A 25,297-nucleotide genomic window follows, 5' to 3' on the forward strand; every position below is an offset into this window, starting at 1 on the left:
TGTTTTTTACCTTATTCGCTTTTTGTTTATGGAGGAAATTAGAATTTGTCTTTTAAAGAGACATTATGGGAAAGAAAAATTATCAGCTCGATCTTTTTGATGCCCATTTGGTGGAAACCATGATTTTTTTATAAAACTTGACTTTCTTTTGCCTAAAAGCTGAGTGTTTTGTTGTGCCATATCATCGAGGCTCATTGGAGGCTGACGCATAATATTACTCTGCACTTTATTCTCTGATTCTTGTATAAGTTTTTGAATAGCTTGATCGGTTGAGTAAGGATTTTCATGAGAAAAGGCATAAAAATTTAAAATATTTTTCAATGGTTTTTCTAAATAAGAGGCAAGTTTTTTCTTTCCTTCAGAGGTGAAATGCACGCCATTATTGGTGCGTAATTTGGTTATTCTTCCATTAATATCATAGCCTGAAAAAGAAAAATTTCCTTCTTCATCACTAAAGCCGCTCCAGATATCGAGGAAATATCCTCCTGCTGTTTCTGTTTCTTGTTTATAGAGCGCATTAAAATTTTTCATTTTTTGTGTCAAAAGGTCATTTCTAAAGGCAGGTTGACTTATCCATATCCATGATTTTCTAGAGGCATGAAGACTTTCAGCAATTTCGATAATTCTTTGTTTGTAGATGTGCATCCATTCTGATTGATCTGTGTTAATTGTGCTATAAGAGTCTGTGATTGGTTGATTATCATTTGCACCGATCATCATGATAATAACATCGGGGTTATTTTGATCAATGAGTTTAGAAATATTGCTTTGCCAAGAATAATAATCCGTTCGAACTAAGCCGGAAGCTGGCATTGTGTTGTTCATGATAACGATATCGCTATTATTTATAAAAAACTTCTTAAGTGCATCGGCAACAGCAGAAGCTGTAAAATCCCCTATGACAAGAATGCGCTTTGCATTCTCATTTTTTAGCTTTTGTATATTTTTTTGTGTTACGATCTTTTTTTGCGGCTTGTCTATTTTTTGTTCTATAATTTGCGGTGGTTGTTGCGTCTGTTTGTTATGTTGTGATAACCATTTGAAGAAGTTCGTTGCTTTACTTGGGGATGGCTGTATGATCCCCACAATAGAAAGTGAAACTAGCAATAATGTCAAGTATATCAGGCGAACAGAAGACAAAACCGTAGTCTCCATTATTGTTTGCGAAGGAGAAAAAGCACTTGAGATGACGGATATCCATTTGCTTTTAGACCGTGACGTAGTTGAAAGGCTTTAATTGCTTTGCGAGAAGCTGTTCCGATTTTTCCATCAACATTCCCTTTATAATAGCCCAGTGCACTTAAGCGAGATTGCAGTTCTTTGCATTCTTGGAAAGTAAGAGGTTGAAAAGGTCTTTGCCAATCATGCACCAATCCAGGATGTCCAGCGATGCGATCAGCTAGAAGAGCAACAGCAAACGCATAACGATCTGCATTATTATAATGTTTCAGAACAAAGAAATTTTTTGTGACTAAAAATATAGGTCCTTTTGCTCCATCTGGATATTTTAATATTGCTTGTTCAGCTAATGTAGGAAGAGGACGCCCATTTGCGTGTTTTACACCTAATTTTTTCCATTGTTCAAAGGAATACCACCCTTCAGGAAGGTTTTTCCCCTGCGGCACTTTTACCTCTACTCCCCAAATAAGATTAGGTTGCCAGCCATTTTTGTGGAGAAGGTTAGCAGCAGTAGCCAGAGCATCTGGAACAGAGTTCCAGATATCACGCCGTCCATCTTGGTCCATATCAACTGCATAGGCGAGATAACTGCTTGGAATAAATTGTGTATGCCCCAATGCACCGGCCCAAGATCCAGTGAGTTGAGAGCGTTTAATTTCGCCACTTTGTAGAATTTTCATAGCAGCAATCAGCTGTGTATATGCATATTTTGCACGTTTTTTATCAGCATAGGCTAGAGTTGCAAGAGAGCGAATGGTATCACGCATTACACTTTTATTGGCTAAAACTTTTCCATAGTTGCTTTCCATTGACCAAATAGCAAGCAGAATATTGCGGTCAACACCAAAACGTTTTTCAATTTGAAGAAGCCATTTGTTCCATTTTTGAGTTTGGCGCCGTCCTTCTACAATTGCAATATCATGGACGCGATTATCGAAATAGTTCCATGAAGGAGCAACAAATTCCGGTTGGTATGCGGCGCTTTTTAGAACTTCTGGATCAATGGCATTAACACCTTTAAATGCCATATGAAACGTAGAAGGGGTAATATTGTGAGCAATAGCTATTTTTTTAAATTCTTTAATCCAGTGTTTAAATCCGCTATCAGCATATGAAAGGGATACAAAAAACATTAAAAAAGCAGAAAAAATAACGGCAGAGCCAGTGAGAAGAGTCCTCCAAGTTCTTGACTTCTCTAAAAAAGAGAAAGTCTTCAATTCTGTTTTTTGCATTTTGAAATCCCCATTAATATTCAATTTATTAGGTGTGCAATAACTTTATTTTGTATTTAGTTTAATCGATAATATGATCAAGAAGAGGAGAAAACTGAAATAAATAATTCGTTTTAATCCTTGCAATAAATTTTCATATTCTCTTTTACATTTTTGATTGTCCATTATAATGATAATCAAAACAATAAGATATCTTTTTTACCATTTCGTAAAAACATATGTTAAATAAAACAAAAAATATATGAATTCATTGAGGAGGGTGAGTGTGCGTAAAATCCGGAAAGCTGTATTTCCAGTAGCAGGTCTTGGTACGCGTTTTCTTCCTGCGACAAAAACAATTCCTAAAGAAATGCTAACAGTTGTTGATAAACCTGTCATTCAATATGTTGTGGATGAGGCGAGGGAGGCTGGTATTGAGCATTTTATTTTTGTGACCGGACGTAACAAAGCAGTCATTGAGGATTATTTTGATGCGCAAGTTGAATTATACACGACACTGGCTGAATGTGGAAAGAAAGAAGATCTTGCACATTTATACCGTTTACAGCCATTACCAGGGTCAACTTCTTTCACTAGGCAACAGCAACCTTTGGGATTAGGGCATGCTCTTTGGTGTGCGCGTGAATTAGTTGCAGGGGAACCTTTTGCTTTGTTATTACCCGATATGCTGATTCAAGCCAAAAAGGGATGTCTTTCTGAGATGATTAGTCTTTATGAAAAGGTGGGTGGGGGAAATATTATTGCCGTTCAGGAATGCGATCTTAAAGAAGCACATAAATACGGTATAGTTGGCAAAGGTAAACAGATTGCAAATGGTTTTAAAATCACAAAAATGGTAGAGAAACCAGTGTTAGGAACGGCACCATCAAATTTGTACATCAATGGACGTTATATTTTGCAGCCAGAAATTTTTAATATTCTTTCCACTCAAGAACGAGGAACAGGAAATGAAATTCAATTAACAGATGCTATGATACGGCTTTCAAATGAGCAAGATTTTTGGGGTTTGCAAATAGAAGGGCGCACTTTTGATTGCGGTTCTAAAGCTGGTTTCATTGAAGCCAACGTTGCATTTTCTTTGGCACGCGCTGATATGCACAGCCATGTTTCTGCCTCATTGAAAAATTTACTGGAAACCATTAATGTTGAAAAATGATATAGATCTCTCATTTAATTTTATTGATCGAATTTTATTATGATAACACCCTCTACTCATATGGCTTTGCAAGGTGCAGTTGCATCAGCACTTAAAACACTTGCCAGTGAAAAGCAGGGGCTTGAAGCCCTTGAAAAATCTCTTCTGGGAACTCTTTCTTCTTCTGTTGAAGCGGCCGTTCAAACTATTAGAAATGCTCGTGGACATGTGGTCATTACTGGTCTTGGGAAAAGTGGTCATATAGGGACAAAAATTGCAGCAACCCTAGCCTCAACTGGAACGCCTGCCTTTTTTGTTCACGCTGCAGAAGCCAATCATGGTGATCTTGGTATGATTGGATCTGATAATGTTATTCTTGCTTTATCATGGTCTGGTGAAACTCAAGAGTTAAGTGGTATCATGAGTTATGCGGCGCGTTTTCGCATCCCCCTTATTGCGATGACATCAAGTGAGTACTCTGTATTAGGACGACAAGCTGATATTGTTTTATTATTACCAAAGATAGAAGAGGCTTGCCCCCATGGGCTTGCTCCTACAACTTCAACAATTATGCAATTGGCAATGGGAGATGCATTAGCGGTTTCTCTTTTAGAAATGCGTGGTTTTACCGCAACGGATTTCAAAATATATCATCCTGGTGGTTCTCTTGGTGCAAGCCTTAAATACGTGTGTGATATTATGCATGAGGGTGATAATATTCCTTTGGTTATGCAGGGAACATCTATGACTGAAGCGATGAATGTTTTGGTGGAAAAGCATTTTGGTTGTGTTGGTGTTGTGAATCAAGAAGGTGAACTAATCGGAATTGTAACCGATGGCGATCTTGCACGTAACATGCATTTTAATTTATCAAAATTTAATGTTGACGAGGTGATGACCAAGGCTCCTAAAGTTGTAAAACCAAATACACTTGTTGGTGCAGCAACAGCTTTTATTAATGATCATCATATTGGTGCATTTTTCGTAGTTGAAGATAAAAAACCGATAGGAATTGTTCATTTTCATGATCTTTTGCGCATTGGCGCTGCTTAGATTAAAGTTCTCTATCAAATAAAATGTTATTTTAGGTTAAAATAGATTGAATGGTACAAAGTAACAATTTTATTGTAAGGTGGCTTTACGGATATTTTGTGGAAGAAAATGATTATTTTACGCATTTCATAATGTTTAGAAAATTTTCAAGGTAAAGATTATATCAGTCTCTTTGCGTATTTTAGAGAGGACCTTCTATCAGGAGGAGAAAAGATCACCTCCTGCTTAATGTATGTGCTCCCTCTGTTCTTAAGAGAGACTTTCCTTGTACTTTGTTTAAGATTTCCGCTTAAGGAAAAACTGTGCTCCTGTATGTGATGTGCAGAGAAGTTGTGTGGCGTCATATGACACTGTACAATTGACTCTAGAAATTGTTCCACGGAGAATAGAGCGTATTTCAATTTCTATATTTTGGGCATTGAGATAATTATATGCCCCTTCTGATAGTTTTTCTTCTGTATCTGCTGCACGCGTTTCAAAAACACCATTGTGGAAAGAAGAAATAATACCATTCTCATCAACCCATTTTCCATCAATTCCAGTTGGCATATTTGAGTTATAATATTGCGAAAAGCTACAGGCACTTAACAGCAAGGTGGTAATTGTAAGACATAAAATATGATAGGTATGTTTCATTTATTGCACTCTATTTAGATTATTTTGCTCTCTAGTTTTTATAACATTATTAAATTCTCCCATGAGTCAATATGAAAAATTTAATGAAAATCAATGAAAAAGCAAAAAAATGGAAAAAAATGCCTTAATGTTGTATTTAATTAACAGCTTGATGAAGTTCGTAAGTGAAACACAAGAGGTGAAATATTTCTTATGGTTTACAACAATTTTTATATTAAGCTGCTGAGTAGTCTCAAAGGAGATTATTGACATTATGGTTGGTCCCATTCTTGTTGCGAGTGAAGATTATGGAAGACGTATAGAACTTTCTGCTATGTTGCGAGGTTTTGGTTATCGTGTCATTGAAGCAGAAAATGGTCTCCGTACGATTGATCTTTTACACAGGCGTAAAAACATTGTGCTTGCACTCCTTGATGTCGTTATGAGTGATTTGAGTGTGAGCGATTTGATTAAAATGATTAGAGTTGCTGGTGTTTCTGTTCCTATTGTCGTTATAGCACAACAAGAGAATCAGAATTTACTCCAGAAAGCTTTAACAGCTGGAGCTATTGATTATTGGATCCACCCAGTAACATTATTACGCGTAAGGGTTACTTTGGATATTCTTGCTCTTATTTCTGCCTTGGAGCATGAAGTTCGAGATATTCGGCGAAAAAAAGAGAATCATTTACGGTTTTCTGATCTTTGCATAAAAAGTAGAGCTATGCAGGTAGTGTTAGAACAATCGAGACAAGCAGCAACTTCTTTACAGAATCTTTTGATAGAGGGGGAAGTTGGAACAGGACGTGAGACATTAGCTCGGATTATTCATCATGAGGGATTATTCTCAGAAGGTGTTTTTATTCGCTTTCAATGTTCAGCCATCGTTGATCCAGAAGAAGAAAATCAGCAGTGGTTTAAAGAATTCCTACCATTGGTTTCTTCTCTTGAAAAAGGGACACTTTGCCTTTGTGATATTGATCGACTTGAGCCCATACAGCAAAAACGGTTTGCTCATTACCTTAAAGAAAGGGAAAGGGATACAAAAGGAGAGTTTTTCCCTTTTCGGATCATTGCTATTTCAACATCGCGTTTAAAGGATTTGGTTAAAGAGAACTTTTTTTTGCATAGTTTGTTTGAACAATTTTCTCACTTGTCTATTAGCGTCCCTGCTTTACGAGAATTAAGGGATGATTTTCCAGAGATCACACAACGTTTGATTGATCGCATTATCACCGAAACAGGGCGGTCACATGTCCATGGTTTAGCAGGATCTGCTCTTTCCTTGCTTATGCAGTATGATTGGCCTGGCAATAGAAATGAGCTTGAAAACTTTTTATTTCGTGCGATTTTACTCAGTGAAGGACCGTTATTAACTGTTCGAGATTTTCCGCAATTAATGGGAAATCCATTAATGAATGTTCCCAATATCATTGAGGATAATATGCAAGAAGATAATGAACAAGAATCTATAAAATTTTTGAATACTGATGGGCATGTGCGTACTTTTGCAGAGATGGAACATGATATTATCGAGAAAGCGGTTAAACATTATAAAGGACATATGAGTGAGATTGCGCGCCGCCTTCATATTGGTCGCTCTACACTTTATAGAAAAATGGAAGAATTGCGAGCAATAAGAAATCAAGAACGAAAGTAAAATTCATAACAAATCTCTCTTCATGACAAGTATGAGTTTCAAAAAAAATAGAGTGGATTTTGATAAAGTCCGTGGGGGGGCTTAAGAAAACAATCATTTATTGTAAAATTTATCTATAGAGGATGATTTTGTAGATTTAAATCAAATATAAATTTTATGTGACTATTTTAATCGTCTTTTTCAGTTTATACAATTTTAGTTGAGTTTACATTTATTAAAGCAGAGAGGCATTTTTAAAAACTTTTAAATACTACCGCTAAAATTTTTGTATCATCAATATTAAATTTATACTCTCTTAAGCAAGAGGTGGCATTTTATCTGCTACACGGTTAAGATAAAGTGATTGGTATTATTGTTTGCATTACTGATGATGCGATAGCTTAAAATAGAAAGTTTGTCCTCTTTGACTCTTTTACATATTGTTATTGGTTTTGTCCTCTTTTTTTTAATTGCATCTATGTTGGCAATCTACACCTATGGGCGTTTTATGAAAAATGCTAGGGGGCAATGTTCTTATGCGCTACCTATTCAGAAAGATGAAACTAAGCTTGATCGTATCATTAGTCAATTAGCTGAGGAAGAAAATGGATTGGGAATTGATAAAGATGCCCTTTCCCTCATTATCAGCAATTTGGATGCGTTTTGTGTTCGTGCAATAGGAGCTGCAGAGGCTGGGCGTAGCCTTGATCTGATGTATTATATTTGGGATGATGATTTAACAGGGCGTCTATTATTAAGTGAAATAGTTAAGGCAGCGGATCGGGGTGTTCGGGTACGACTTCTTTTGGATGATATTAACGCTCAAGCACGTGATCCAGCTTATATTGCGCTAGATAAACATCCTCATATCGAGGTGAGAGTGTTTAATCCAGGACGATCGCGTAAAGGTGGATTACGCCGTGGTTTAGAGATTATATTACGGGCGATTACTGTTACACGTAGAATGCATAATAAAGCTTTTATTGTTGATGGTAGGATCGCTTTTGTAGGAGGACGTAATCTTGCAGATTCTTATTTTGATGCTGGTGAAGAATCCCATTTTCGAGATTTAGATTTGATGTTAATCGGACCCTCTGTTAAAAAGGTGGAAAGTATTTTTGATGATTTTTGGAATAGTGCTGTTGTTTTGCCAATTCATACTTTGGTTATTCCTAAAAGCGCAAGTGATCTTAGCTATTGGAGGGATAAATTACAAAAATTTCGGGATTCCAAGGTTGCAAAAGTTTATTTAGATTATGTCAAAGAGCACATTAATTTTGATTGTTTTATTCAAACAGGAAGGCGGTTATTTTTAGCAGACAAAGTTGTTGTTCTTTCTGACCCTCCAGAAAAAGCATTGCGTAAAAAAGCAAGCAATTGGCTTATGAAGGCGCTTTCAAAGGTTATTGGAAATGCCCAAAAAACGGTTCAGATTACGTCACCTTATTTTGTTCCTGGTAAGGTTGGAACGCAGAATTTTAGTAATTTGGTTTCAAAGGGTGTTGATGTCAAAATTCTGACGAATTCTTTAGCAGCTACTGATGTAGCATTGGTGCATGGTGGTTATGTATCGTATCGTAAGGCGTTGTTGAAAAGTGGTGTTAAGCTTTATGAATTAAAAGCGGAGGGCAACACCCATGGGTTACGGTTGTTTCGATCGAGTAAGGCAAGTTTACATGCCAAAGCTTTTTTAATTGATCGTAAAACAGCTTTTATTGGATCTTTAAATTTTGATCCCAGATCAGCATCATTAAATACAGAAATGGGCATTCTTTTTGAATGTGCTCCCATTACAGCAAGATTAGATTTGTTGTTTTCTGAAGAAACTACAGGGGAAATGAGCTATCATCTGCGTCTTGGTAATAATAATCGTATTTATTGGGATTTTATTGAAAATGAAAAAAAATATAGCATTGACCATGAGCCAGAAAGCAATTTTTGGCGTCGCGCATTTGCAAAAATAATAAGTTGGTTACCTATTGAATCACAATTGTAAATTTTTATAAACCACACTTAAAAAAATATTTATTTTTCTTTTCATTTTGTTTGTAGCATGGCATAATTTTTTGCCAATCTACCATGTATGAGAACCGCAGTTGTATTTTAAAGCTCCTTGCGGTGTTTTATTATAAAAGGAATTTTGCTATGGCAAAGATTGTTGAAACGGGGACAGGTGCATTGGCACTGACTTTTGATGATGTACTTTTACAGCCCGGTCATTCTCTTGTTATGCCTAGTCAAGTGGATCTCAGTACGCGCATTGCAGCGGATATTAAGCTCAATTTGCCATTGCTTTCTGCTGCAATGGATACGGTAACAGAATCGCGTTTGGCAATTGCTATGGCTCAGGCTGGAGGACTTGGGGTTATTCATCGTAATATGTCTCCTGCAGAGCAGGCAGAAGAAGTCAGACAAGTAAAAAAGTTTGAATCTGGAATGGTTGTTAATCCAGTCACAATTGGACCAGATGCAACACTTGAAGAAGCGAAATCTTTGATGCGCTCTCATGGCATTTCAGGTATTCCGGTTGTTGAAAATAGTGTTAAAGGTGAAACAGCGGGACGACTTGTTGGCATTTTGACCAATAGAGATGTCCGTTTCGCATCGGATCCAAAACAAAAAATTTATGAATTAATGACGCATGAAAATTTGATCACAGTGCGTGAAAATGTCCAACTTAATGAAGCAAAATATCTTTTACATCATCATCGTATTGAAAAATTATTAGTTGTGGATGAACAAAATCGTTGTGTCGGACTGATAACAGTTAAGGATATTGAAAAAGCAAAATTAAATCCAAATGCTGCTAAAGATTCTCAAGGGCGCTTGCGTGCTGCAGCGGCCAGTAGTGTTGGGAATGGAGGGATTGAGCGTGCTGAACGCCTCATAGACGCGGGTGTTGATGTGTTGGTCATTGATACAGCGCATGGACATTCTCAACATGTGCTAGAAACTGTTGAACGAATTAAAAAGATGGCTTCCTCTCCAGCTGTTATTGCTGGGAACGTAGCAACCGCTCAAGCAACGCAGGCATTGATTGACAGTGGTGCAGATGCGGTAAAAGTTGGTATTGGTCCTGGCTCTATTTGCACAACGCGTATTGTTGCTGGTGTTGGTGTTCCTCAACTTGCAGCCATTATGAATGCCGCAGAAGTTGCTGAAAAAGCGGGCATTCCCATTATTGCAGATGGTGGAATCAAAGCATCAGGTGATTTTGCTAAAGCTTTAGCTGGTGGGGCTTGTGCAGCGATGATTGGATCTCTTTTAGCAGGTACAGAAGAAAGTCCTGGTGAAGTTTATCTTTATCAAGGTCGATCTTTTAAAGCCTATCGTGGTATGGGATCTGTTGGTGCTATGGCACGAGGATCGGCAGATCGCTATTTTCAAGATGATGTTCGTGATGAACTTAAGTTGGTTCCTGAAGGTGTGGAGGGGCAGGTGGCTTATAAAGGTCCTATAGCATCAGTTCTACATCAGCTTGCTGGTGGACTTCGTGCTTCAATGGGGTATGTTGGAGCAAAAGATCTCGTAGAGTTTCGTGAAAAAGCAACATTTGTACGTATTACGAATGCGGGACTCCATGAAAGTCATACGCATGATGTTTCTATTACACGGGAGAGTCCCAACTATCGTGGGCCAGTTTAAAGATATAAGAGCATAATGTCATATCGCATAAATATAAAATCTTTCGAGAACAAGAAAAAGAGACTGCACTTTTTTCTGTTTGTGATTTGGTGTAATAATCCCAAAAAGGAAAGAATTAGAGGTCAAAACTCTAACTCTTTCTGTTAAGACTATATGAAATAAGTTATATAAAATTAGAATTAACTTTTTGTAGTCTTCCGTCCTGTTTTTGACGCACGTTGGCGAGTGTTTGTCTGATCACTTTGGACGGATTTCTTTCCGTTGTTTGAGGGCATTGTGTTATGACGGCTTTTAGATGAAGTTGTTTTTTCATTATTATAAGTCATTATTTTCTCCTTTTAAATTGTCTGGCAGTTGCCAGTAGAGTAAAAACGGTCATGCCAAATAGTGGTTCCAAGCATTTTCTAAAAAGTTAATTTTTTGGTGAACGTAAGATAAACTTTTTTAATTTTATGAGAAGATTTTTTCTATTTTTTCAGAAGGATAGCCATAAAAGATGGGAGATATTTGATTTTTTCTGTTATTCAGATAATCCTCATAAATTTTATTTAAAGAGTTTATTTTTTTCGTAATGCATGGCGGAAATAAGGTCTTTATGGATAACTGCGTATCTTTTAGTATAAGAGGTAGAGGGATAAAAAGTGAATGGGCAGAAGATGAAAGGAAAAATCTAGATACTCTAATATTGGATCTTATAAAAAGTATGATCAGATCATTTTAATGTTGAATGTAAATTTTTAATGGCTTTGAGAAGGTTTTATTGGCAAGAAGAAGATAATATTATTTTTTTAGATGATTTAAAATTTTATTATTTTAATGGGAGAAATGAATGCGATTAGGTGGGCGTTTGCAAGCAGCAATAGATGTTCTCAAAGAGATAGAAATGAAGCATCGCCCAGTAGGAGAAGCTTTAAAGGATTGGGGTCTTTCTCATCGCTTTGCTGGAGCAGGTGATCGCGCAGCTATTGGTACAATCGTTTATGATGTTTTAAGACGACGCTATTCTTTACAATGGCGTATGGAGAGTGATGATATCCGAGATATCGTTTTTGGTGCCTTATTAGATTCTGGAAAAATGACGCTGGAGCAAATTGACAGTGAGTTAGCAGAAGATCGGTTTGCGCCGCAGTTATTAGGAGCTAAACAGCGTAAATCGTGGCAAGGTCAGCAATTAGTGGATGCTCCAGACTATATTCGTGGTGATATTCCACAATGGTGTCAAGCGCATCTGCGTCCTTTATTTGGTGATAATTGGATCACTGAAGCGGCTGCGTTAGCAACGCGTCCTTCTTTAGACCTACGGGTAAATAACCTAAAGGCAACACCAGAAAAGGTGTTGAAAGAATTAGCAAAAACCAAACTTAAATCTTTGCCATGGTTTGGGCAAGCTTTGAGAATTGCACCGATTGAAAAGTTTAACCGTCATCCTAATGTTCAAGTGGAACCAGCTTTTCAAAAAGGACATTTTGAAATACAGGATTTAGGATCTCAAATTGTTGCTCATCTTGTGGAAGCGCGAGAAAGCATGCAGGTATTAGATTATTGCGCAGGTGCTGGGGGTAAAACATTAGCTTTAGCTTCCGATATGAACAATCGTGGGCAAATTTATGCTTATGATTCAGACAAAGCTCGTTTGGCTCCTATTTTTGATCGTCTTCGACGCGCTGGTGTTCGTAATGTACAAACACGAGTGCAAAGAGAAGAATTAAAACCATTAACAGGTCAGATGGATAGAGTTCTACTAGATGCACCATGTAGTGGGACAGGAACATGGCGTCGTCGTCCAGATGCGAAATGGCGTTTAACATTAGAACAGGTGAAACAACGCCAAACAGAACAGAGGTCTATTTTGAATGAAGCGATAGCTTATCTTAAGCCAAATGGGCGCCTAGTCTATATTACCTGTTCTCTCTTTACAGATGAAAATGAGGAACAAATTTCCCGTTTCCTTCAACAACATTCTCATTTTGCTCCAATAGATATGCCAGCGCTTTGGCAGAAACATTTTAGTTTTTTTCCTGTGCAACCAGTTTTTTCAAATTATGGACTTACTTTGTCGCCGGCCACAACACAAACAGATGGGTTCTTTTTATCTGTGTTGCAAAAAAAACATTGATCCATATTTTTGCATTTTTTATCATAAATTTTACGAGAATAATCTTTTTCTTAAGAAAACAGGCTTGTGAAAAGAGAAAGATTGAAACATAACTCTCATAAGTTTTCTTTTACAATTGTTGATTGGTTTTCTATGAGCATATCACATCCAGATACGGTTCTTATTATTGACTTTGGTTCACAAGTTACACAACTTATTGCACGACGGGTACGAGCAATGGGGGTATATTGTGAAATTGCTCCTTTTCAATTGGCTTTAGAAGCTGTGCGACGCATAAATCCTAAAGCTATTATTTTATCAGGGAGTCCTTATTCCGTTATTGATGAGGGCTCTCCGCGTGCTCCAATGGAAATTTTTGAGGCGGGTATTCCGATTCTGGGTATTTGCTATGGGGAACAAGTCATGTGTGTTCAGCTTGGAGGAAAGGTTGAAGCTGGACATGAGCGTGAATTTGGGCGTGCTTTTTTGGAAGTGCAAGAAGAGAGTGCTCTTTTTGATGGAGTGTGGGAAAAAGGTTCTCGTTATCAAGTATGGATGAGCCATGGTGACCGTGTGGCAGCTTTACCAGAAGGTTTTCGTGTCATAGGGACCTCAAACGGAGCTCCTTATGCGGCTATTGCTGATGAAAAAAGACGTTTTTATGCAGTACAGTTTCATCCTGAAGTTATCCATACACCAGATGGTACAAAACTTTTGCAAAACTTTATTCATAAAATCTCTGCTATTAAAGGTGGTTGGTCAATGGCTTCTTATCGTGAGCAGGCAATTGCTACGATACGACAAAAAGTTGGGAAAAGTCGTGTGATTTGTGGTCTTTCAGGGGGGGTAGATTCATCTGTTGTAGCGGTACTCCTTCATGAAGCCATAGGAGATCAACTGACATGCATTCTGGTAGACCATGGGCTGATGCGCAAGAATGAAGCTGAAGAAGTTCTCACGCTCTTTCGTGATCATTATAATATAGAGCTTATTCACGTTAATGCTGCCGATATATTTCTTAATGCTTTAGAGGGTGAGACAGATCCAGAAAAAAAGCGCAAAACGATTGGTCGCCTTTTTATTGAAGTTTTTGAAGAAGAAACTAAAAAAATAGGAGGTGCAGAGTTCTTAGCACAAGGAACACTTTATCCAGATGTTATTGAGAGTGTATCTGCTATTGGTAAAACGGTAACCATTAAAAGCCATCATAATGTGGGTGGGCTGCCAGAACAGATGAATATGCAACTTGTAGAACCGTTGCGTGAGCTCTTTAAGGATGAGGTTCGCTTGCTAGGGCGAGAGTTAGGATTACCAGAGCAGTTTATTGGTCGCCATCCTTTTCCAGGTCCAGGTCTTGCAATTCGCTGTCCAGGTACTGTGACCCGTGAAAAATTAGAAATTTTACGTGAAGCAGATGCTATTTATCTTGAGGAAATCCGTAAAGCCGGTCTTTATGACGAAATTTGGCAAGCTTTTGCTGTTCTTCTTCCTGTTCAAACTGTTGGCGTGATGGGGGATGGTCGCACTTATGAATTTGTTTGTGCTCTTCGTGCCGTCACATCTGTAGATGGAATGACTGCTGATTTTTATCCCTATGATATGGCGTTTTTAGGTAAGACGGCAGCACGTATTATTAACGAAGTTAGAGGGATTAATCGTGTTGTATATGATGTAACTTCAAAGCCTCCTAGTACTATTGAATGGGAATAATTAAAATGAAGGATAAGTCTTTTTAAGAATAAAATATGACGGAGGATTTGATATTCGAAAAGTGTAGAAAAAATCATTTAAAAATGATTGTGTATTTTCATATGATGTAAGCCTTTATCTGGCAATCTGTACGCTAATATCGTTTAAAATTGAGAAGTGTGGAATTTTGCATGTCTGAGAAAAAAATTGTTGCACACCGTGGTGGAGCTCATCTTTATCCTGAAAATACTCTTTCGGCATTTAATAATGCTATAGCGTTAGGTGTTGATGAAGTTGAGTGCGACGTCCATTTGCTGAGAAGCGGTGAAGTGGTTGTCTTTCACGACTTCCGTCTAGACCAATTGGTTGGAAAAAATGGGTATATTCACGACATTGATAATGAAACACGCAAACAACTCTGCGTAAAAGGAAGCCAAGAAGCACCTCCCTTATTAGAAGAGGTGCTTGATCTTTTAGCACCAACGAATATCGCATTGCATCTTGAAATCAAGACATGTGGTGAAGTGGAGCGTGAAACAATATTATCCCAAAAAGCGCTTGCGCTAATAAAAAGCCGAAATTTATCAGAACGGGTTTCTGCAATTAGTTTTGATCCTTTGATCCTTCGTCCTTTTATTGAAGCAGGAATACCATCTGGTCCATGTGTTGATAATTTTGAAGGTGATATGTACCTTCATTTTTCTGAATGGAAGCAATTAGGTTATTCTGATCTAAGTTTAGATGGCTCTATTGTTTCACAGGACTTTATTGAATCAGCTCTTGAGGCTGGTTTTACTGTAGGGGTATGGACAATTAATGGAAAAGCTCGGTTATCACATTGGCTTGACATGCCTGTACATTATATTACGACAGATCAACCCGATCTCGCATTGCAATTGCGTGCACAAAGGTAAAAATACATCAATACAAAGGGAACTATATATCCTCATAAAGCTAGCGTAATGAAAGAAGAAAAATTATCTAATATATAACAATAATACATTGATTTATAATGATAATTAATGGTTTATTTATGTGAATAAGAGACCTTAATACGTAAGATTTTCTTATTTCAAATCTTTTTACAATGAATCAATTCAAATCATTCGTTTGCACATTACAAGCAGGGTTGGTGTGTGGATAAAAAGTTATTGAGAAAAGAATAAAAATATTCATTTAACGTATTTCAAATGCAAGATTTTTTGAAGCATTAGGGTCTCATATGATGGCATACAAAAAGTCTTATATAATTTAGTGGAGAGACTTTATGGCTTATTTTATAGGAGCTATCATGGAATGTAGATGTATTGAAAGATTTTTTTACAGCATGAAAATTGGTAATATAATGTCATTTTGTTTTGCGTGAGGGGCGTGATCTCACTACAGGAAAGGGGACTATTAAGCGCTTCAAAATGATTTTCTTAGTTTTAAGAAAAATTCTATTTGTCTCTTCGTTAAATTCAGTAGCAACACCGTGTTAAAGTTATAAGCCGAAAGTTATAAGACAAATAGCAAAAGAATAAACAATTCTTTTAAAAAAAAGTAAATCCAGATATTAAAATAGTCATTGAATGACATTTACGATCTATATTTTTACCAATTGACTTTGCTTATTTAAGCCATCTCACTTTTTTCAGATAGCTACAAATGCGTATCTCGTTAATACATCAGAAAGCTTATAAAAGAAAACGAATAAATTTAAACAAATTCATTTGACCTTTTTGTGGTTCCTGTTTAAATGAGAGAATATATTTCTGAAATAAAACTGTCATAGCATATTCATGTGTAATACTATAAATTTAGGGGTAGTTTGTATTCCATCACTTCAGAAAGGGTGAGCCATGAGTCGTTTTTATCTTTCCATAGCGGCCACGGTTGCTATCATAATGTCTACAGCGGGAATAACAGCAAGTTTTGCGCAGACAAAAATCAGCTTTTGGCATTCGATGAGTGGTGAATTAGGAAAGCAAACTGAAAGTCTCATTAACGATTTTAATGCAAGTCAATCTGAGTATAAAGTTGTTCCTTCATTTCGCGGCGAATATGAAGAGGGGTTGATTTCACTCATTGCAGCATTTCGTGGAAAGAAACAGCCAGTGCTTGCCCAAATTTATGACGTTGGTACTGGAACTATGATGGCTGCAAAAGGCGCAATCTATCCATTTTATCAACTTATGGCTGATACGAAACAAGAATTTGATCCTACAGATTATTTCCCTGCTATTAGTGGTTATTACTCCGATGAACAGGGACGTATCATCTCTATGCCATTCAATATTTCAACTCCCATTCTTTATTATAACAAAGATATCTTTAAAAAAGCGGGGCTTGATCCGGAACAGCCTCCTAAAACGTGGCAAGATATAGAAGACTTTTCCAAAAAAATTCTTGAGACTAAAGCGGCAACTTGCGGTTTTACAATGACTTATGCCGCTCAATGGATTGGTATAGAAAATTTTTCAGCGTTGCATAATGTTCCTTTTGGAACCAAGGAGAATGGTTTTAAAGGACTTGATTCAGAACTTACATTTAATGGACCTTTACAAGTGCGTATGTGGTCTGACCTGAAAAAGTGGTCTGATCAAGGTATTTTCCGTTATGGTGGTCCAGCGGGCGCATTGGATTCAACACCAATGTTTATGGCACAAAATTGTGCAATTTTTATGCAATCTTCAGGATCACATGCTGGAATTGTTTCTGAAGCTCAGTTTGATGTGGGAGTTGGTATGCTGCCGTACTATAAGGATGCAGAAGGAACACCACAAAATTCAGTTATTGGTGGAGCTTCTATTTGGGCGTTCAAGGGACATACCCCAAAGGAATATGCAGGGGCAGCCGCTTTTCTTAAATTTCTTTCAAAAACTGAAAACCAAGCAAAATGGCATCAGAAAACAGGTTATCTTCCAACCACAAAAGCGACTTATGAATTGAGCAAAAAACAACATTTCTATGAAAAAACGCCAGGTGCGGATATAGCTATCAAACAGATTAATCTTAATCCACCAACAGTTAACTCGAAAGGGATAAGATTTGGTAATTTACCACAAATCCGTGCCATTCTTGATCAAGAGTTGGAAGCTGTTCTTAGTGGTTCAAAAACACCGAAAGATGGTTTAGATGAGACCGTTGAACGTGGAAATAAACTCTTGCGTGAATTTGAAAAATCTAATCATTAATCTCGTTTTATTGTTAAACATTAAAGACTCAACAAAAACAGTTGAGTTCTTTTTGTTTATCTTTTTTAAGTCTCTACATTTAAAGAGCCCTACGAATGCAAGAAAAACATGCATATTTTAAAAATAGTCTACTTTCTTACGGACTGCTTTTTCCTCAGCTTCTTGTGACTTTTTTATTTTTCTTTTGGCCTGCTGCTCAAGCAATAAAATCATCTTTTGAGCGTGAAGACCCTTTTGGCTTTACAACAACCTTTATTGGTTTTGAAAATTATCTAACCGTTCTTTCTGATCCTACTTATCTGCAATCACTTCTTACAACCGCAGTATTTTCCATCTCAGTTACTGTCGCTTCAATGACAATATCACTTCTCTTAGCTGTCTGTGTTGATCGTGTCATCCGTGCAAAAAAGGCTTATACAATGCTTTTGCTCTGGCCCTATGCTGTTGCTCCAGTATTGGCAGGTATATTATGGCTGTTTATCTTTCATCCCACTATCGGAATTATCCCTTTTCTTCTCGAGAAAATAGGGGTGCTATGGAATTATCGTATTAATGGCACTCAAGCAATGATTCTTATTGTCATAGCAGCTAGTTGGAAACAAATTTCTTACAATTTTCTCTTTTTTCTTACGGGGCTTCAGTCTGTTCCGCGTTCTCAAATAGAAGCAGCCGCCATTGATGGTGCTGGTCCCTTTAAACGATTTTGGACTGTGGTCTTCCCGCAAATTTCACCAACGACGTTTTTCCTTCTTATTGTCAATGTCAATTATGTTATGTTTGATACCTTTGGTATTATTGATAATACAACTTCTGGAGGTCCTGCGCGTGCAACGAGCATCCTCGTCTATAAAGTATATGACGATGGCTTTAGAAATCAAATAATCGGTGCATCAGCAGCACAATCAACAATATTGATGTTGATGGTTATTGTCTTAACCTTTATTCAGTTTCGCTGGATTGAGCGCCGTGTACAATATTAGGAAGTAAATTATGGTTGAAAATCGCCCTATTTTGAAATTTCTGACCCATCTTACTCTCATTGTTGGCATTATCATTATTTTCTTTCCAGTTTATGTTGCTATCATTGCATCAACCCATAGTTCAGCAGCATTCAACTCAGGAACACTTCCTCTTTTACCTGGGAAATATACTTTGGAAAATTATAAAACAATCTTTGGTGATGGCCTTGCACAACTCGGTCTTCCCAACCTTTGGCCACTCTTAATGAATTCACTTATTATGGCTCTTGGGATTAGTATTGGGAAAATTATTATTTCACTTTTGTCTGCTTATGCAATTGTTTACATGCGTTTTCCTTTCCGAAAAACTGCTTTTGTTCTTATTTTTGTTACATTGATGCTCCCTGTCGAAGTTCGTATTCTTCCAACCTATGAGGTTGTTGCGAAATTGGGGATGATCGACACCTATAGTGGAATGATTATTCCACTTATTGCATCTGCAACCGCTACATTTTTATTTCGCCAGTTTTTTTTGACTATTCCAGATGAACTCTTAGAGGCGGCACGTGTTGATGGTGCAGGTCCAGTTAAATTTTTTAAGGATATTCTTCTTCCTCTTAGTAAAAGCAATATCGCTGCTTTATTTATCATTATGTTCATTTATGGATGGATACAATATCTCTGGCCTCTTATCATCACAACGGATCAAAATCATCAAACGATCCTTATTATTTTAAAACAGCTTATTGTCGAATCACTTCAACATGATCCTCAATGGAATATACTCATGGCAGTATCGGTTGTTGCCATGGTTCCCCCTGTTCTTGTTGTTATCTTCATGCAACGGCTTTTTATCAAAGGCCTTATTGAAACGGAGAAGTAATTATGGCCATAATCCAGTTATCAAATATAAAAAAACGGTATGACAACGGCATTCTGGTCATTGATGATTTAAACTTAACTGTTGCAGATAAAGAACTTCTTGTTCTTGTCGGTCCTTCAGGGTGCGGAAAATCAACCTTATTGCGTATTATAGCAGGACTTGAACAAGTTACCTCAGGTGAACTATGTATTGATAACGAACGTATCAATGATCGTGAACCAGCTGATCGTGATATTGCTATGGTTTTTCAAAATTATGCTCTTTATCCCCATATGACAGTTCGTGGAAACTTAGAATATGGTCTTAAAAATCGTAAAACTCCTAAAGAAGAAATTAAAAAACGCATCGCACATGCTGCAAAACTTTTGGAGATAGAATCATTTCTTGATCGTAAGCCACGACAATTATCAGGAGGACAACGTCAGCGTGTTGCAATGGGGCGTGTGATTGTACGCCAACCTCGTGTTTTTCTCTTTGATGAACCTCTTTCAAATCTTGATGCAAAATTGCGGGCGCAAATGTGTATTGAAATAAAAACACTACAGCGTTCATTAGGAACGACCAGCCTCTATGTTACCCATGATCAACTAGAAGCTATGACATTAGCTGATAGAATAGTCGTTTTGAATAAAGGAGCTATCGAGCAAATTGGAACACCAATGGAAATTTACGACACTCCAGCAACAACATTTGTTGCTGATTTTATTGGTTCTCCTCCTATGAATTTTCTTGATCGCCATGTCTTAGAACAACATTTAGGGCATTCATTTTCTTATGGCAAAGAAACTGATCTTTTAGCATTCAGACCTGAAATAATCTTATTGGGCGAACATCCAGATAAAGGACCTGTCTTTCACACAAAAATTGAGCTTATCAAGCCTATTGGAACAGGTTGCCATGTTTTAACGCGTTGGAATAATATCATCTTTACGATTGAAATAAAAGAACGCTTGACACACGACTATGGGCAAAAACTAAGTTTCACTGTCGCTCATCAGAATTTTCATACTTTTAACAAAAACACTGGAAAGCGCACAAATAATAAGTAAGCATTAATTGATGTGACACGACTTTCTTTTATGTTGCGTTTCGATTTTCTCGATTGTATTTACAAAATCAGGTTGTAACCGATGGGATTAAAAACAAAATTTTAAAAGTTTTGGTAATGACCCATTGTCCCATGGCGCTGAGAATGTCAAAACATTTATATGAAGAAAATGTGCATTTTCACGGTCTGTGAGAAGAATATTATTTTCAAACCTCAAACATAATAAAATCATTTTTATTATAAAAAAATATCAATATAAAATAACCATTGATTAACTATATTTTTCTAATTTATAAATTTTTTCATAAAAAAACAATATATTATCATATGTTTCTTGATGTAATAATTTATGTAACTTATAAAAAGTAAATGAGAGAAATAGAGGGAAACAATAATTCACAGATGAGAGGGGATGCGCCCCATATCGTAGCTTTGATCCCTAACATAAGAAGTCTATTTGATCCAAAAAATACGACGCTGTTCTAAATAGTCTGTACGAGAATAGGCATATTCTATTTTACTGCTGACCATATGATCTTAAATGGTTTCAGAGATCCTATAAGAGGCATCTGTTTTTTTACCAATTACATAAATTAGAGAGAAATCTGCACGCGCATGCTGCAAGTTTATTTTTTCTCATGTAAATCACTATGCAATTCTCAGCGAGGGTATCCGATCAGTTGCAAAAGAAATCACTGAGAGATAGAAGGCGCGCTTGTTTTACAATTTTCATTACTTTTAATGATAAAAGAAGATGAAACACATCTGTAACATCCCATCGATCTTTCTATATTCTTGAGTTAAAAAATTGCCTATAGACCATTCTTAAACATATTTTTATGAATATGACATAAGGGATTGGTGCGAACACCTATAAGAATCAGCAGGGACAAAGACAGTTATCTTGTTGTTTTGCAAAGCATTTTATGAAAGCTGGTATATTTTTTCAATATATTGCCAGTCTATTAATGATTTTATGGTATTGCTTTCTTATAAAGTGCGTGCTTTTTTGTTGCTTATAAATCAACCTAAACTTTATACAGCAGTATGTTTGAGACAAATATGAAGACGGCTCAGTGTTGTATTCAGTTTTTGTATATCAGAGTGGAATAAGCTTATCTTCTTATGTAATTTCTAAAATGAGGAGACAGCTTAGTTTAGGGGGAATATGAAAGCAGAAAGATAAAAAATAGTTTCTATCTTTAGCATCATCTTTTAATTTAATATTGCGACTTTCAAAAACATCTGGGCCAATGTCTCTTACATAATGGAGACTGCGCATTGCCGAACACATTTTTTTATTACGTTCTTTGAATAGAATTACATCTCTCATACAAAACAGAATACCTAAACAGAAGGCTATTAGGTTGCCAATTCACGCACTTGTTTTAAAAAATATTTTGCAAGGTTATTCCAACTGTTTTTTCACGCAGTCGTTTATGAGTAGTATAACATAAAATCCATTGTGTATCGCCATCTTTATACTTATAAAAATGCAAGCTGGGGCCATCATCACACTCTCTGCTAGTCTCCAACATTGCAACAATTATTGTGTTGAGACTCTTCATAAGAGGCATTTTTTCTTCAAGTGGTTTTTATTCATACACTCATTCTACTTGCGTGTTATAAATGGAGTTGGGTAGATAAAAATACTTTAAGAAAGAGACCCAAATGCTTCTTATGAATCGTTTCAAGTGTCGAGAGTTATTGTAAAAGAAGCGTTGGAAAATAGAATGATGCCGCTGACGATCTGGGCACCATGAGGCAATAAATCCACTTACTTTATCTATCTTAGCATCTATTGAGTATAAATTTCTCTGTAAAAGTAACTTTTTTTATATCAATATTATCAATTATAGATGTTGGGTATCATTAGTAATATAATCATAGACTTACGATTTTATGAACGCTTTTTTATCTCTTTTGTAGAAGATCTTAATGTTTTGTGATGGCATCAATGATGGTATTCACATTATGTTCCATCATATCGAGATAAGTTGCTGCAGGGCCATTTTTATTTGACAATGCATCAGAATAAAGTGTCCCACCAATTTTTAAACCTGTTTCTTTTGCAATCTGTTTTATGAGCCGGGGATTAGAGATATTTTCAACGAATAGTGCAGCTGCTTTATTCGCCTTAATTTGTTTGATAAGTTTAGCAACATCGGCTGCGGTTGCTTCAGCTTCTGTTGAAGCACTTTGGGGAGCAAGGATAGTAAAACCATATTCTTTGGCAAAATAGCCAAAGGCATCATGAGATGTGATAATGATACGTTTATCTTTAGGGATGGTAGCAATTTTTGTTTTCAGGGTATCTTGTGCTATTTTAAGTTTTTGGATGTAGGTTTCGGCATTTTTTTTGTAGCTGGTGCAGGATTGTGGATCGATTTTACAAAAAGCAGCAGCGATATTCTTCACATAGATTTTGACATTGGGAATTGTTTGCCAAGCGTGTGGATCAATAACGCTGTGGTGGTGATGGGCATTATGTTCTTGATTTTTCATTTCGAGGGAGGGAATGTTAGCGCTAACTTTGACAAGAAGTGCTTTTGTACCGCTTGCTGTAATGAGGCGATCAATGAATCCTTCTAAATGAAGTCCGTTGATGAAAATAATTTGAGCATTTCTAAGAGCTTGAGCATCATGGGGGGTAGGTTCATAAGTGTGGGTATTCGCATTGGGACCTACAAAAGTGGTCATAGAGATATGGTTGTCTCCTACATTTTTTACGAGATCTGCGAGAATAGAAAAGCTCGCAACAACTTTGATTTTATTGTTTGCAGAAGCAGAAAATGGAGAAAGGGAAAGCAATAAAGCTCCAAGAAGAACAAATTTTTGAGTAAACTTAGGCACATTTTTTCCTTAAAGTGAGGAGGTATAAAAGAGGTGGGGAAACCATGTTACAATAAAGCCACGTGGACTTATCAAGCAGGAAAAAAGATAAATAAATCCTGCGGCAATGATGATAGCAGGGCCGGAGGGAAGAGAAAGATGAAAAGAAAGCAGGAGACCACATACGCTAGAAATGATTCCAAAAAGAGTGGAAAGCGCGCAAATAGGGCCTAGCCGTGAAAACCAAAAACGGGCTGTAATAGCTGGAATCATCATAATGCCAACGGAAAGTAATGTTCCTAGTGATTGAAAGCCTCCAACCAGATTCAACACCACAAGTCCAAGCAATGAAATATGAATATATTTACTCAACGGAGAGAGTGATTTAAAAAAGAGGGGGTCAAAGCTTTCTAAAACAAGTGCACGCCAAAAAATACAAAGGCTGCATAGTGTAATCAGCATTATAATAGTGATTAACCAAAGGGCTTGTGCATCAAGTGCAAGAACCGATCCGAATAAGAGATGAAGCAGCTCAATTGTTGAGTCTTTTAGAGAGATAATAATGACACCTGCCGCGAGTGCAATAAGATAAAAGACGGTCATGGATGCATCTTCTTTCTGAAAGCTATTTCGTGAAATTAAAATGGTTGCTAAAGCAACAATAATACCAGCGAAGATGCCACCAAGTGTCATAGATATGAGGGAAAAGCCACAAATCAGAAAAGCAGTTGCAACACCAGGAAGAATGGCATGAGAGATAGCATCTCCTGTCAAGCTCATTCCACGGAGCATCAAAAATACACCAACAGGACAAGCGCTAATAGACAGGAAAATAGAACCGATAAGGGCGTTTTGCATAAATTGGAAATCAACAAAGGGGGCAAAAAAAAATGCATACACGTCTTATAACCTAAGAAAGAGAGGATCATTGATGGGAAGATTTTGTTTTTGTGCGCTAATAGGAAAAGAATTGGATGTGAGAGGTGGCATAACGTGATGAATAGTGTTGTTTAAAAACTGTGTTGTTTCTCCATAAAAGGTGTTTTGTTGATTAATTTGAATCATTTGGGGGAAAAATTCTTGCACGATGAGAGGGTTATGGAGTGCTGTGAGAACTGTGCGTCCTTGCTGTTGCCAGTATGTAATCAGTGCAAGAAGATCTTTTTGGGTCTTATGATCTACACCATTGAAAGGTTCATCAAGCAAAATAATATTGGCATCTTGCACAATGATACGTGCAAAAAGAGCGCGTTGTAATTGCCCGCCTGATAATGTTTCAAGCGAACGGGGTGCGAGTTCTGTAAGCCCAACCATTTCAAGCGCATTTTGAATCTTAGAATCATAAGGGCGCTGGCTTTTCCATAATCCACAAAAAGACCACAGTCCTGTTTTTACAAGCGTTTTCACATCAATTGGAAATGTTTGATCTACATCACATTGCTGAGAAAGATAAGCAATGCGGCTTTTTTTTGGTTTTGTAATTTTTCCCTTAAGAGGTTTAATCAATCCGGCGATGGCTTTTAGCAGTGTTGATTTTCCAGCGCCATTATCACCTGTTATTGCGACCAATGAACCAGCTTTTAACTTCGCTGAAAAGTTCTTTATTGCTATTCTATTTCCATAGCCTAATGTTGTCTTATTGAAGTGCAGATCCATATTTTTTACCATCGTTGCTTATTATTTTGGAAACTATGTAATAATATAACGTTTGTCAATAAAATGTTATATTATTACATAGTTTTGAGGACTGAAAATTTTAGTGTGAAGATCGTGGAAAATTAAAAATAATAATTGAATTCACCTTGACGAAAGAGAGAGAGTATATACTATATATAGTATCAAAATGATTGGTGATTCTAAATAAGCACAAGAGAGGGTGTTAGTGTGTTTCGTTTGGTATCTAAGTTATTTCCATTATTGTAAAGAGTTTATTGACCAAGGGCATAGCAGTATTTTTGCTGAAGGATCTCTTTTGGAAGGATTCCTTTCGTTTTTGTAATTGATTTTTGCCGTAAAAGAGTAAAACAGAGCTCTTGAAAAACGGTAGTTTAGAACGTTAGTTTTTTAGACAGCAGGAGGGAATTGTAATGCAAGAAAAAGATTGTTTTATAACTGGG

General features: G+C 36.8%; 19 protein-coding genes. 12 read left to right on the plus strand and 7 right to left on the minus strand.

What is annotated here, in order from left to right:
• Nucleotides 1-63: 63 nt before the first annotated feature.
• Complete coding sequence (locus tag U736_RS0101475; RefSeq protein ID WP_026500195.1) at nucleotides 64-1,140, minus strand: SGNH/GDSL hydrolase family protein; 1,077 nt, start codon at nucleotides 1,138-1,140, stop codon at nucleotides 64-66.
• Nucleotides 1,141-1,154: 14 nt separating this feature from the next.
• Nucleotides 1,155-2,411: a lytic murein transglycosylase gene (locus U736_RS0101480; protein WP_012754590.1), complete on the minus strand. Its 1,257-nt coding sequence runs from the start codon at nucleotides 2,409-2,411 to the stop codon at nucleotides 1,155-1,157.
• Nucleotides 2,412-2,676: 265 nt separating this feature from the next.
• Here U736_RS0101480 and U736_RS0101485 point away from each other — a divergent pair, with 265 nt between their 5' ends.
• Together U736_RS0101485 and U736_RS0101490 are read left to right on the plus strand one after the other, a co-directional pair.
• Nucleotides 2,677-3,567 carry a UTP--glucose-1-phosphate uridylyltransferase gene (locus tag U736_RS0101485; protein WP_026500196.1) on the plus strand — a complete coding sequence of 297 codons (891 nt, stop codon included), beginning with the start codon at nucleotides 2,677-2,679 and terminating at the stop codon, nucleotides 3,565-3,567.
• Between the two features lie 39 nt (nucleotides 3,568-3,606).
• A complete protein-coding gene (locus U736_RS0101490; protein WP_012754592.1) occupies nucleotides 3,607-4,599 on the plus strand; it encodes a KpsF/GutQ family sugar-phosphate isomerase in 993 nt (330 codons plus the stop codon).
• A 276-nt stretch (nucleotides 4,600-4,875) separates the two neighbouring features.
• Here U736_RS0101490 and omp10 read toward each other — a convergent pair whose 3' ends face one another.
• On the minus strand, nucleotides 4,876-5,235 hold the full coding sequence (gene omp10, locus U736_RS0101495; RefSeq protein WP_012754593.1) for an outer membrane lipoprotein Omp10: 360 nt from the start codon (nucleotides 5,233-5,235) through the stop codon (nucleotides 4,876-4,878).
• Nucleotides 5,236-5,488: 253 nt separating this feature from the next.
• Between omp10 and U736_RS0101500 the strand changes: the two genes are divergently transcribed.
• The 3 genes from U736_RS0101500 to guaB all read left to right on the plus strand — a co-directional run bounded on the left by U736_RS0101500 (nucleotide 5,489) and on the right by guaB (nucleotide 10,498).
• Nucleotides 5,489-6,874 (plus strand): sigma-54-dependent transcriptional regulator, encoded by a 1,386-nt coding sequence (locus U736_RS0101500; RefSeq protein ID WP_012754594.1) that lies wholly within the window; start codon nucleotides 5,489-5,491, stop codon nucleotides 6,872-6,874.
• Nucleotides 6,875-7,277: 403 nt separating this feature from the next.
• Entirely contained in the window at nucleotides 7,278-8,849 is a 1,572-nt protein-coding gene (locus U736_RS0101505) for a phospholipase D family protein (protein WP_012754595.1), read from the plus strand.
• Between the two features lie 149 nt (nucleotides 8,850-8,998).
• The gene (gene guaB / locus U736_RS0101510; RefSeq protein WP_012754596.1) at nucleotides 8,999-10,498 is read left to right on the plus strand and encodes an IMP dehydrogenase; all 1,500 of its coding nucleotides are present in this window, start codon (nucleotides 8,999-9,001) and stop codon (nucleotides 10,496-10,498) included.
• A gap of 179 nt (nucleotides 10,499-10,677) precedes the next feature.
• Here the strand turns inward: guaB and U736_RS12480 are convergent, their stop codons facing one another.
• Nucleotides 10,678-10,824, minus strand: coding sequence for a hypothetical protein (locus U736_RS12480; RefSeq protein WP_169728634.1), 147 nt, complete (start codon nucleotides 10,822-10,824; stop codon nucleotides 10,678-10,680).
• Nucleotides 10,825-11,327: 503 nt separating this feature from the next.
• Here U736_RS12480 and U736_RS0101525 point away from each other — a divergent pair.
• From U736_RS0101525 to U736_RS0101555, 7 genes are all read left to right on the plus strand, one after another.
• Nucleotides 11,328-12,614: an RsmB/NOP family class I SAM-dependent RNA methyltransferase gene (locus tag U736_RS0101525; protein ID WP_012754597.1), complete on the plus strand. Its 1,287-nt coding sequence runs from the start codon at nucleotides 11,328-11,330 to the stop codon at nucleotides 12,612-12,614.
• A 132-nt stretch (nucleotides 12,615-12,746) separates the two neighbouring features.
• A complete protein-coding gene (gene guaA, locus U736_RS0101530; protein WP_026500197.1) occupies nucleotides 12,747-14,303 on the plus strand; it encodes a glutamine-hydrolyzing GMP synthase in 1,557 nt (518 codons plus the stop codon).
• Nucleotides 14,304-14,473: 170 nt separating this feature from the next.
• On the plus strand, nucleotides 14,474-15,196 hold the full coding sequence (locus U736_RS0101535; protein WP_012754599.1) for a glycerophosphodiester phosphodiesterase: 723 nt from the start codon (nucleotides 14,474-14,476) through the stop codon (nucleotides 15,194-15,196).
• Nucleotides 15,197-16,123: 927 nt separating this feature from the next.
• Nucleotides 16,124-17,458, plus strand: coding sequence for a sn-glycerol-3-phosphate ABC transporter substrate-binding protein UgpB (gene ugpB / locus U736_RS0101540; RefSeq protein WP_026500198.1), 1,335 nt, complete (start codon nucleotides 16,124-16,126; stop codon nucleotides 17,456-17,458).
• Nucleotides 17,459-17,553: 95 nt separating this feature from the next.
• Entirely contained in the window at nucleotides 17,554-18,438 is an 885-nt protein-coding gene (gene ugpA, locus U736_RS0101545; protein WP_012754601.1) for a sn-glycerol-3-phosphate ABC transporter permease UgpA, read from the plus strand.
• 10 nt (nucleotides 18,439-18,448) lie between these two features.
• Entirely contained in the window at nucleotides 18,449-19,300 is an 852-nt protein-coding gene (gene ugpE / locus U736_RS0101550; RefSeq protein ID WP_026500199.1) for a sn-glycerol-3-phosphate ABC transporter permease UgpE, read from the plus strand.
• A 2-nt stretch (nucleotides 19,301-19,302) separates the two neighbouring features.
• Nucleotides 19,303-20,349, plus strand: coding sequence for a sn-glycerol-3-phosphate import ATP-binding protein UgpC (locus U736_RS0101555; RefSeq protein WP_012754603.1), 1,047 nt, complete (start codon nucleotides 19,303-19,305; stop codon nucleotides 20,347-20,349).
• A gap of 1,934 nt (nucleotides 20,350-22,283) precedes the next feature.
• On the opposite strand, the gene U736_RS0101570 is transcribed toward U736_RS0101555, so the two are convergent.
• From U736_RS0101570 to U736_RS0101580, 3 genes are read right to left on the minus strand one after another with little or no spacing between them, the layout of a single operon-like run.
• The gene (locus tag U736_RS0101570) at nucleotides 22,284-23,201 is read right to left on the minus strand and encodes a metal ABC transporter solute-binding protein, Zn/Mn family (RefSeq protein ID WP_026500200.1); all 918 of its coding nucleotides are present in this window, start codon (nucleotides 23,199-23,201) and stop codon (nucleotides 22,284-22,286) included.
• Between the two features lie 9 nt (nucleotides 23,202-23,210).
• On the minus strand, nucleotides 23,211-24,080 hold the full coding sequence (locus U736_RS0101575; RefSeq protein ID WP_012754605.1) for a metal ABC transporter permease: 870 nt from the start codon (nucleotides 24,078-24,080) through the stop codon (nucleotides 23,211-23,213).
• Between the two features lie 3 nt (nucleotides 24,081-24,083).
• Nucleotides 24,084-24,836, minus strand: a complete 753-nt coding sequence (locus tag U736_RS0101580; RefSeq protein WP_026500201.1) for an ABC transporter ATP-binding protein — start codon at nucleotides 24,834-24,836, stop codon at nucleotides 24,084-24,086.
• Nucleotides 24,837-25,297 lie beyond the last annotated feature (461 nt).

This window comes from Bartonella grahamii ATCC 700132 (assembly GCF_000518085.1).
Lineage (GTDB): Bacteria > Pseudomonadota > Alphaproteobacteria > Rhizobiales > Rhizobiaceae > Bartonella > Bartonella grahamii.

Bases quoted from the DNA above. Each gene is read 5' to 3' on its own strand.
- ugpE (WP_026500199.1), top strand. From the start codon at position 18,449: ATGGTTGAAAATCGCCCTATTTTGAAATTTCTGACCCATCTTACTCTC.
- U736_RS0101555 (WP_012754603.1), top strand. From the start codon at position 19,303: ATGGCCATAATCCAGTTATCAAATATAAAAAAACGGTATGACAACGGC.
- omp10 (WP_012754593.1), bottom strand. From the start codon at position 5,235: ATGAAACATACCTATCATATTTTATGTCTTACAATTACCACCTTGCTG.
- U736_RS0101525 (WP_012754597.1), top strand. From the start codon at position 11,328: ATGCGATTAGGTGGGCGTTTGCAAGCAGCAATAGATGTTCTCAAAGAG.
- ugpA (WP_012754601.1), top strand. From the start codon at position 17,554: ATGCAAGAAAAACATGCATATTTTAAAAATAGTCTACTTTCTTACGGA.
- U736_RS0101580 (WP_026500201.1), bottom strand. From the start codon at position 24,836: ATGGATCTGCACTTCAATAAGACAACATTAGGCTATGGAAATAGAATA.
- guaB (WP_012754596.1), top strand. From the start codon at position 8,999: ATGGCAAAGATTGTTGAAACGGGGACAGGTGCATTGGCACTGACTTTT.
- U736_RS0101500 (WP_012754594.1), top strand. From the start codon at position 5,489: ATGGTTGGTCCCATTCTTGTTGCGAGTGAAGATTATGGAAGACGTATA.
- U736_RS12480 (WP_169728634.1), bottom strand. From the start codon at position 10,824: ATGACTTATAATAATGAAAAAACAACTTCATCTAAAAGCCGTCATAAC.
- ugpB (WP_026500198.1), top strand. From the start codon at position 16,124: ATGAGTCGTTTTTATCTTTCCATAGCGGCCACGGTTGCTATCATAATG.
- U736_RS0101535 (WP_012754599.1), top strand. From the start codon at position 14,474: ATGTCTGAGAAAAAAATTGTTGCACACCGTGGTGGAGCTCATCTTTAT.
- guaA (WP_026500197.1), top strand. From the start codon at position 12,747: ATGAGCATATCACATCCAGATACGGTTCTTATTATTGACTTTGGTTCA.
- U736_RS0101480 (WP_012754590.1), bottom strand. From the start codon at position 2,411: ATGCAAAAAACAGAATTGAAGACTTTCTCTTTTTTAGAGAAGTCAAGA.
- U736_RS0101490 (WP_012754592.1), top strand. From the start codon at position 3,607: ATGATAACACCCTCTACTCATATGGCTTTGCAAGGTGCAGTTGCATCA.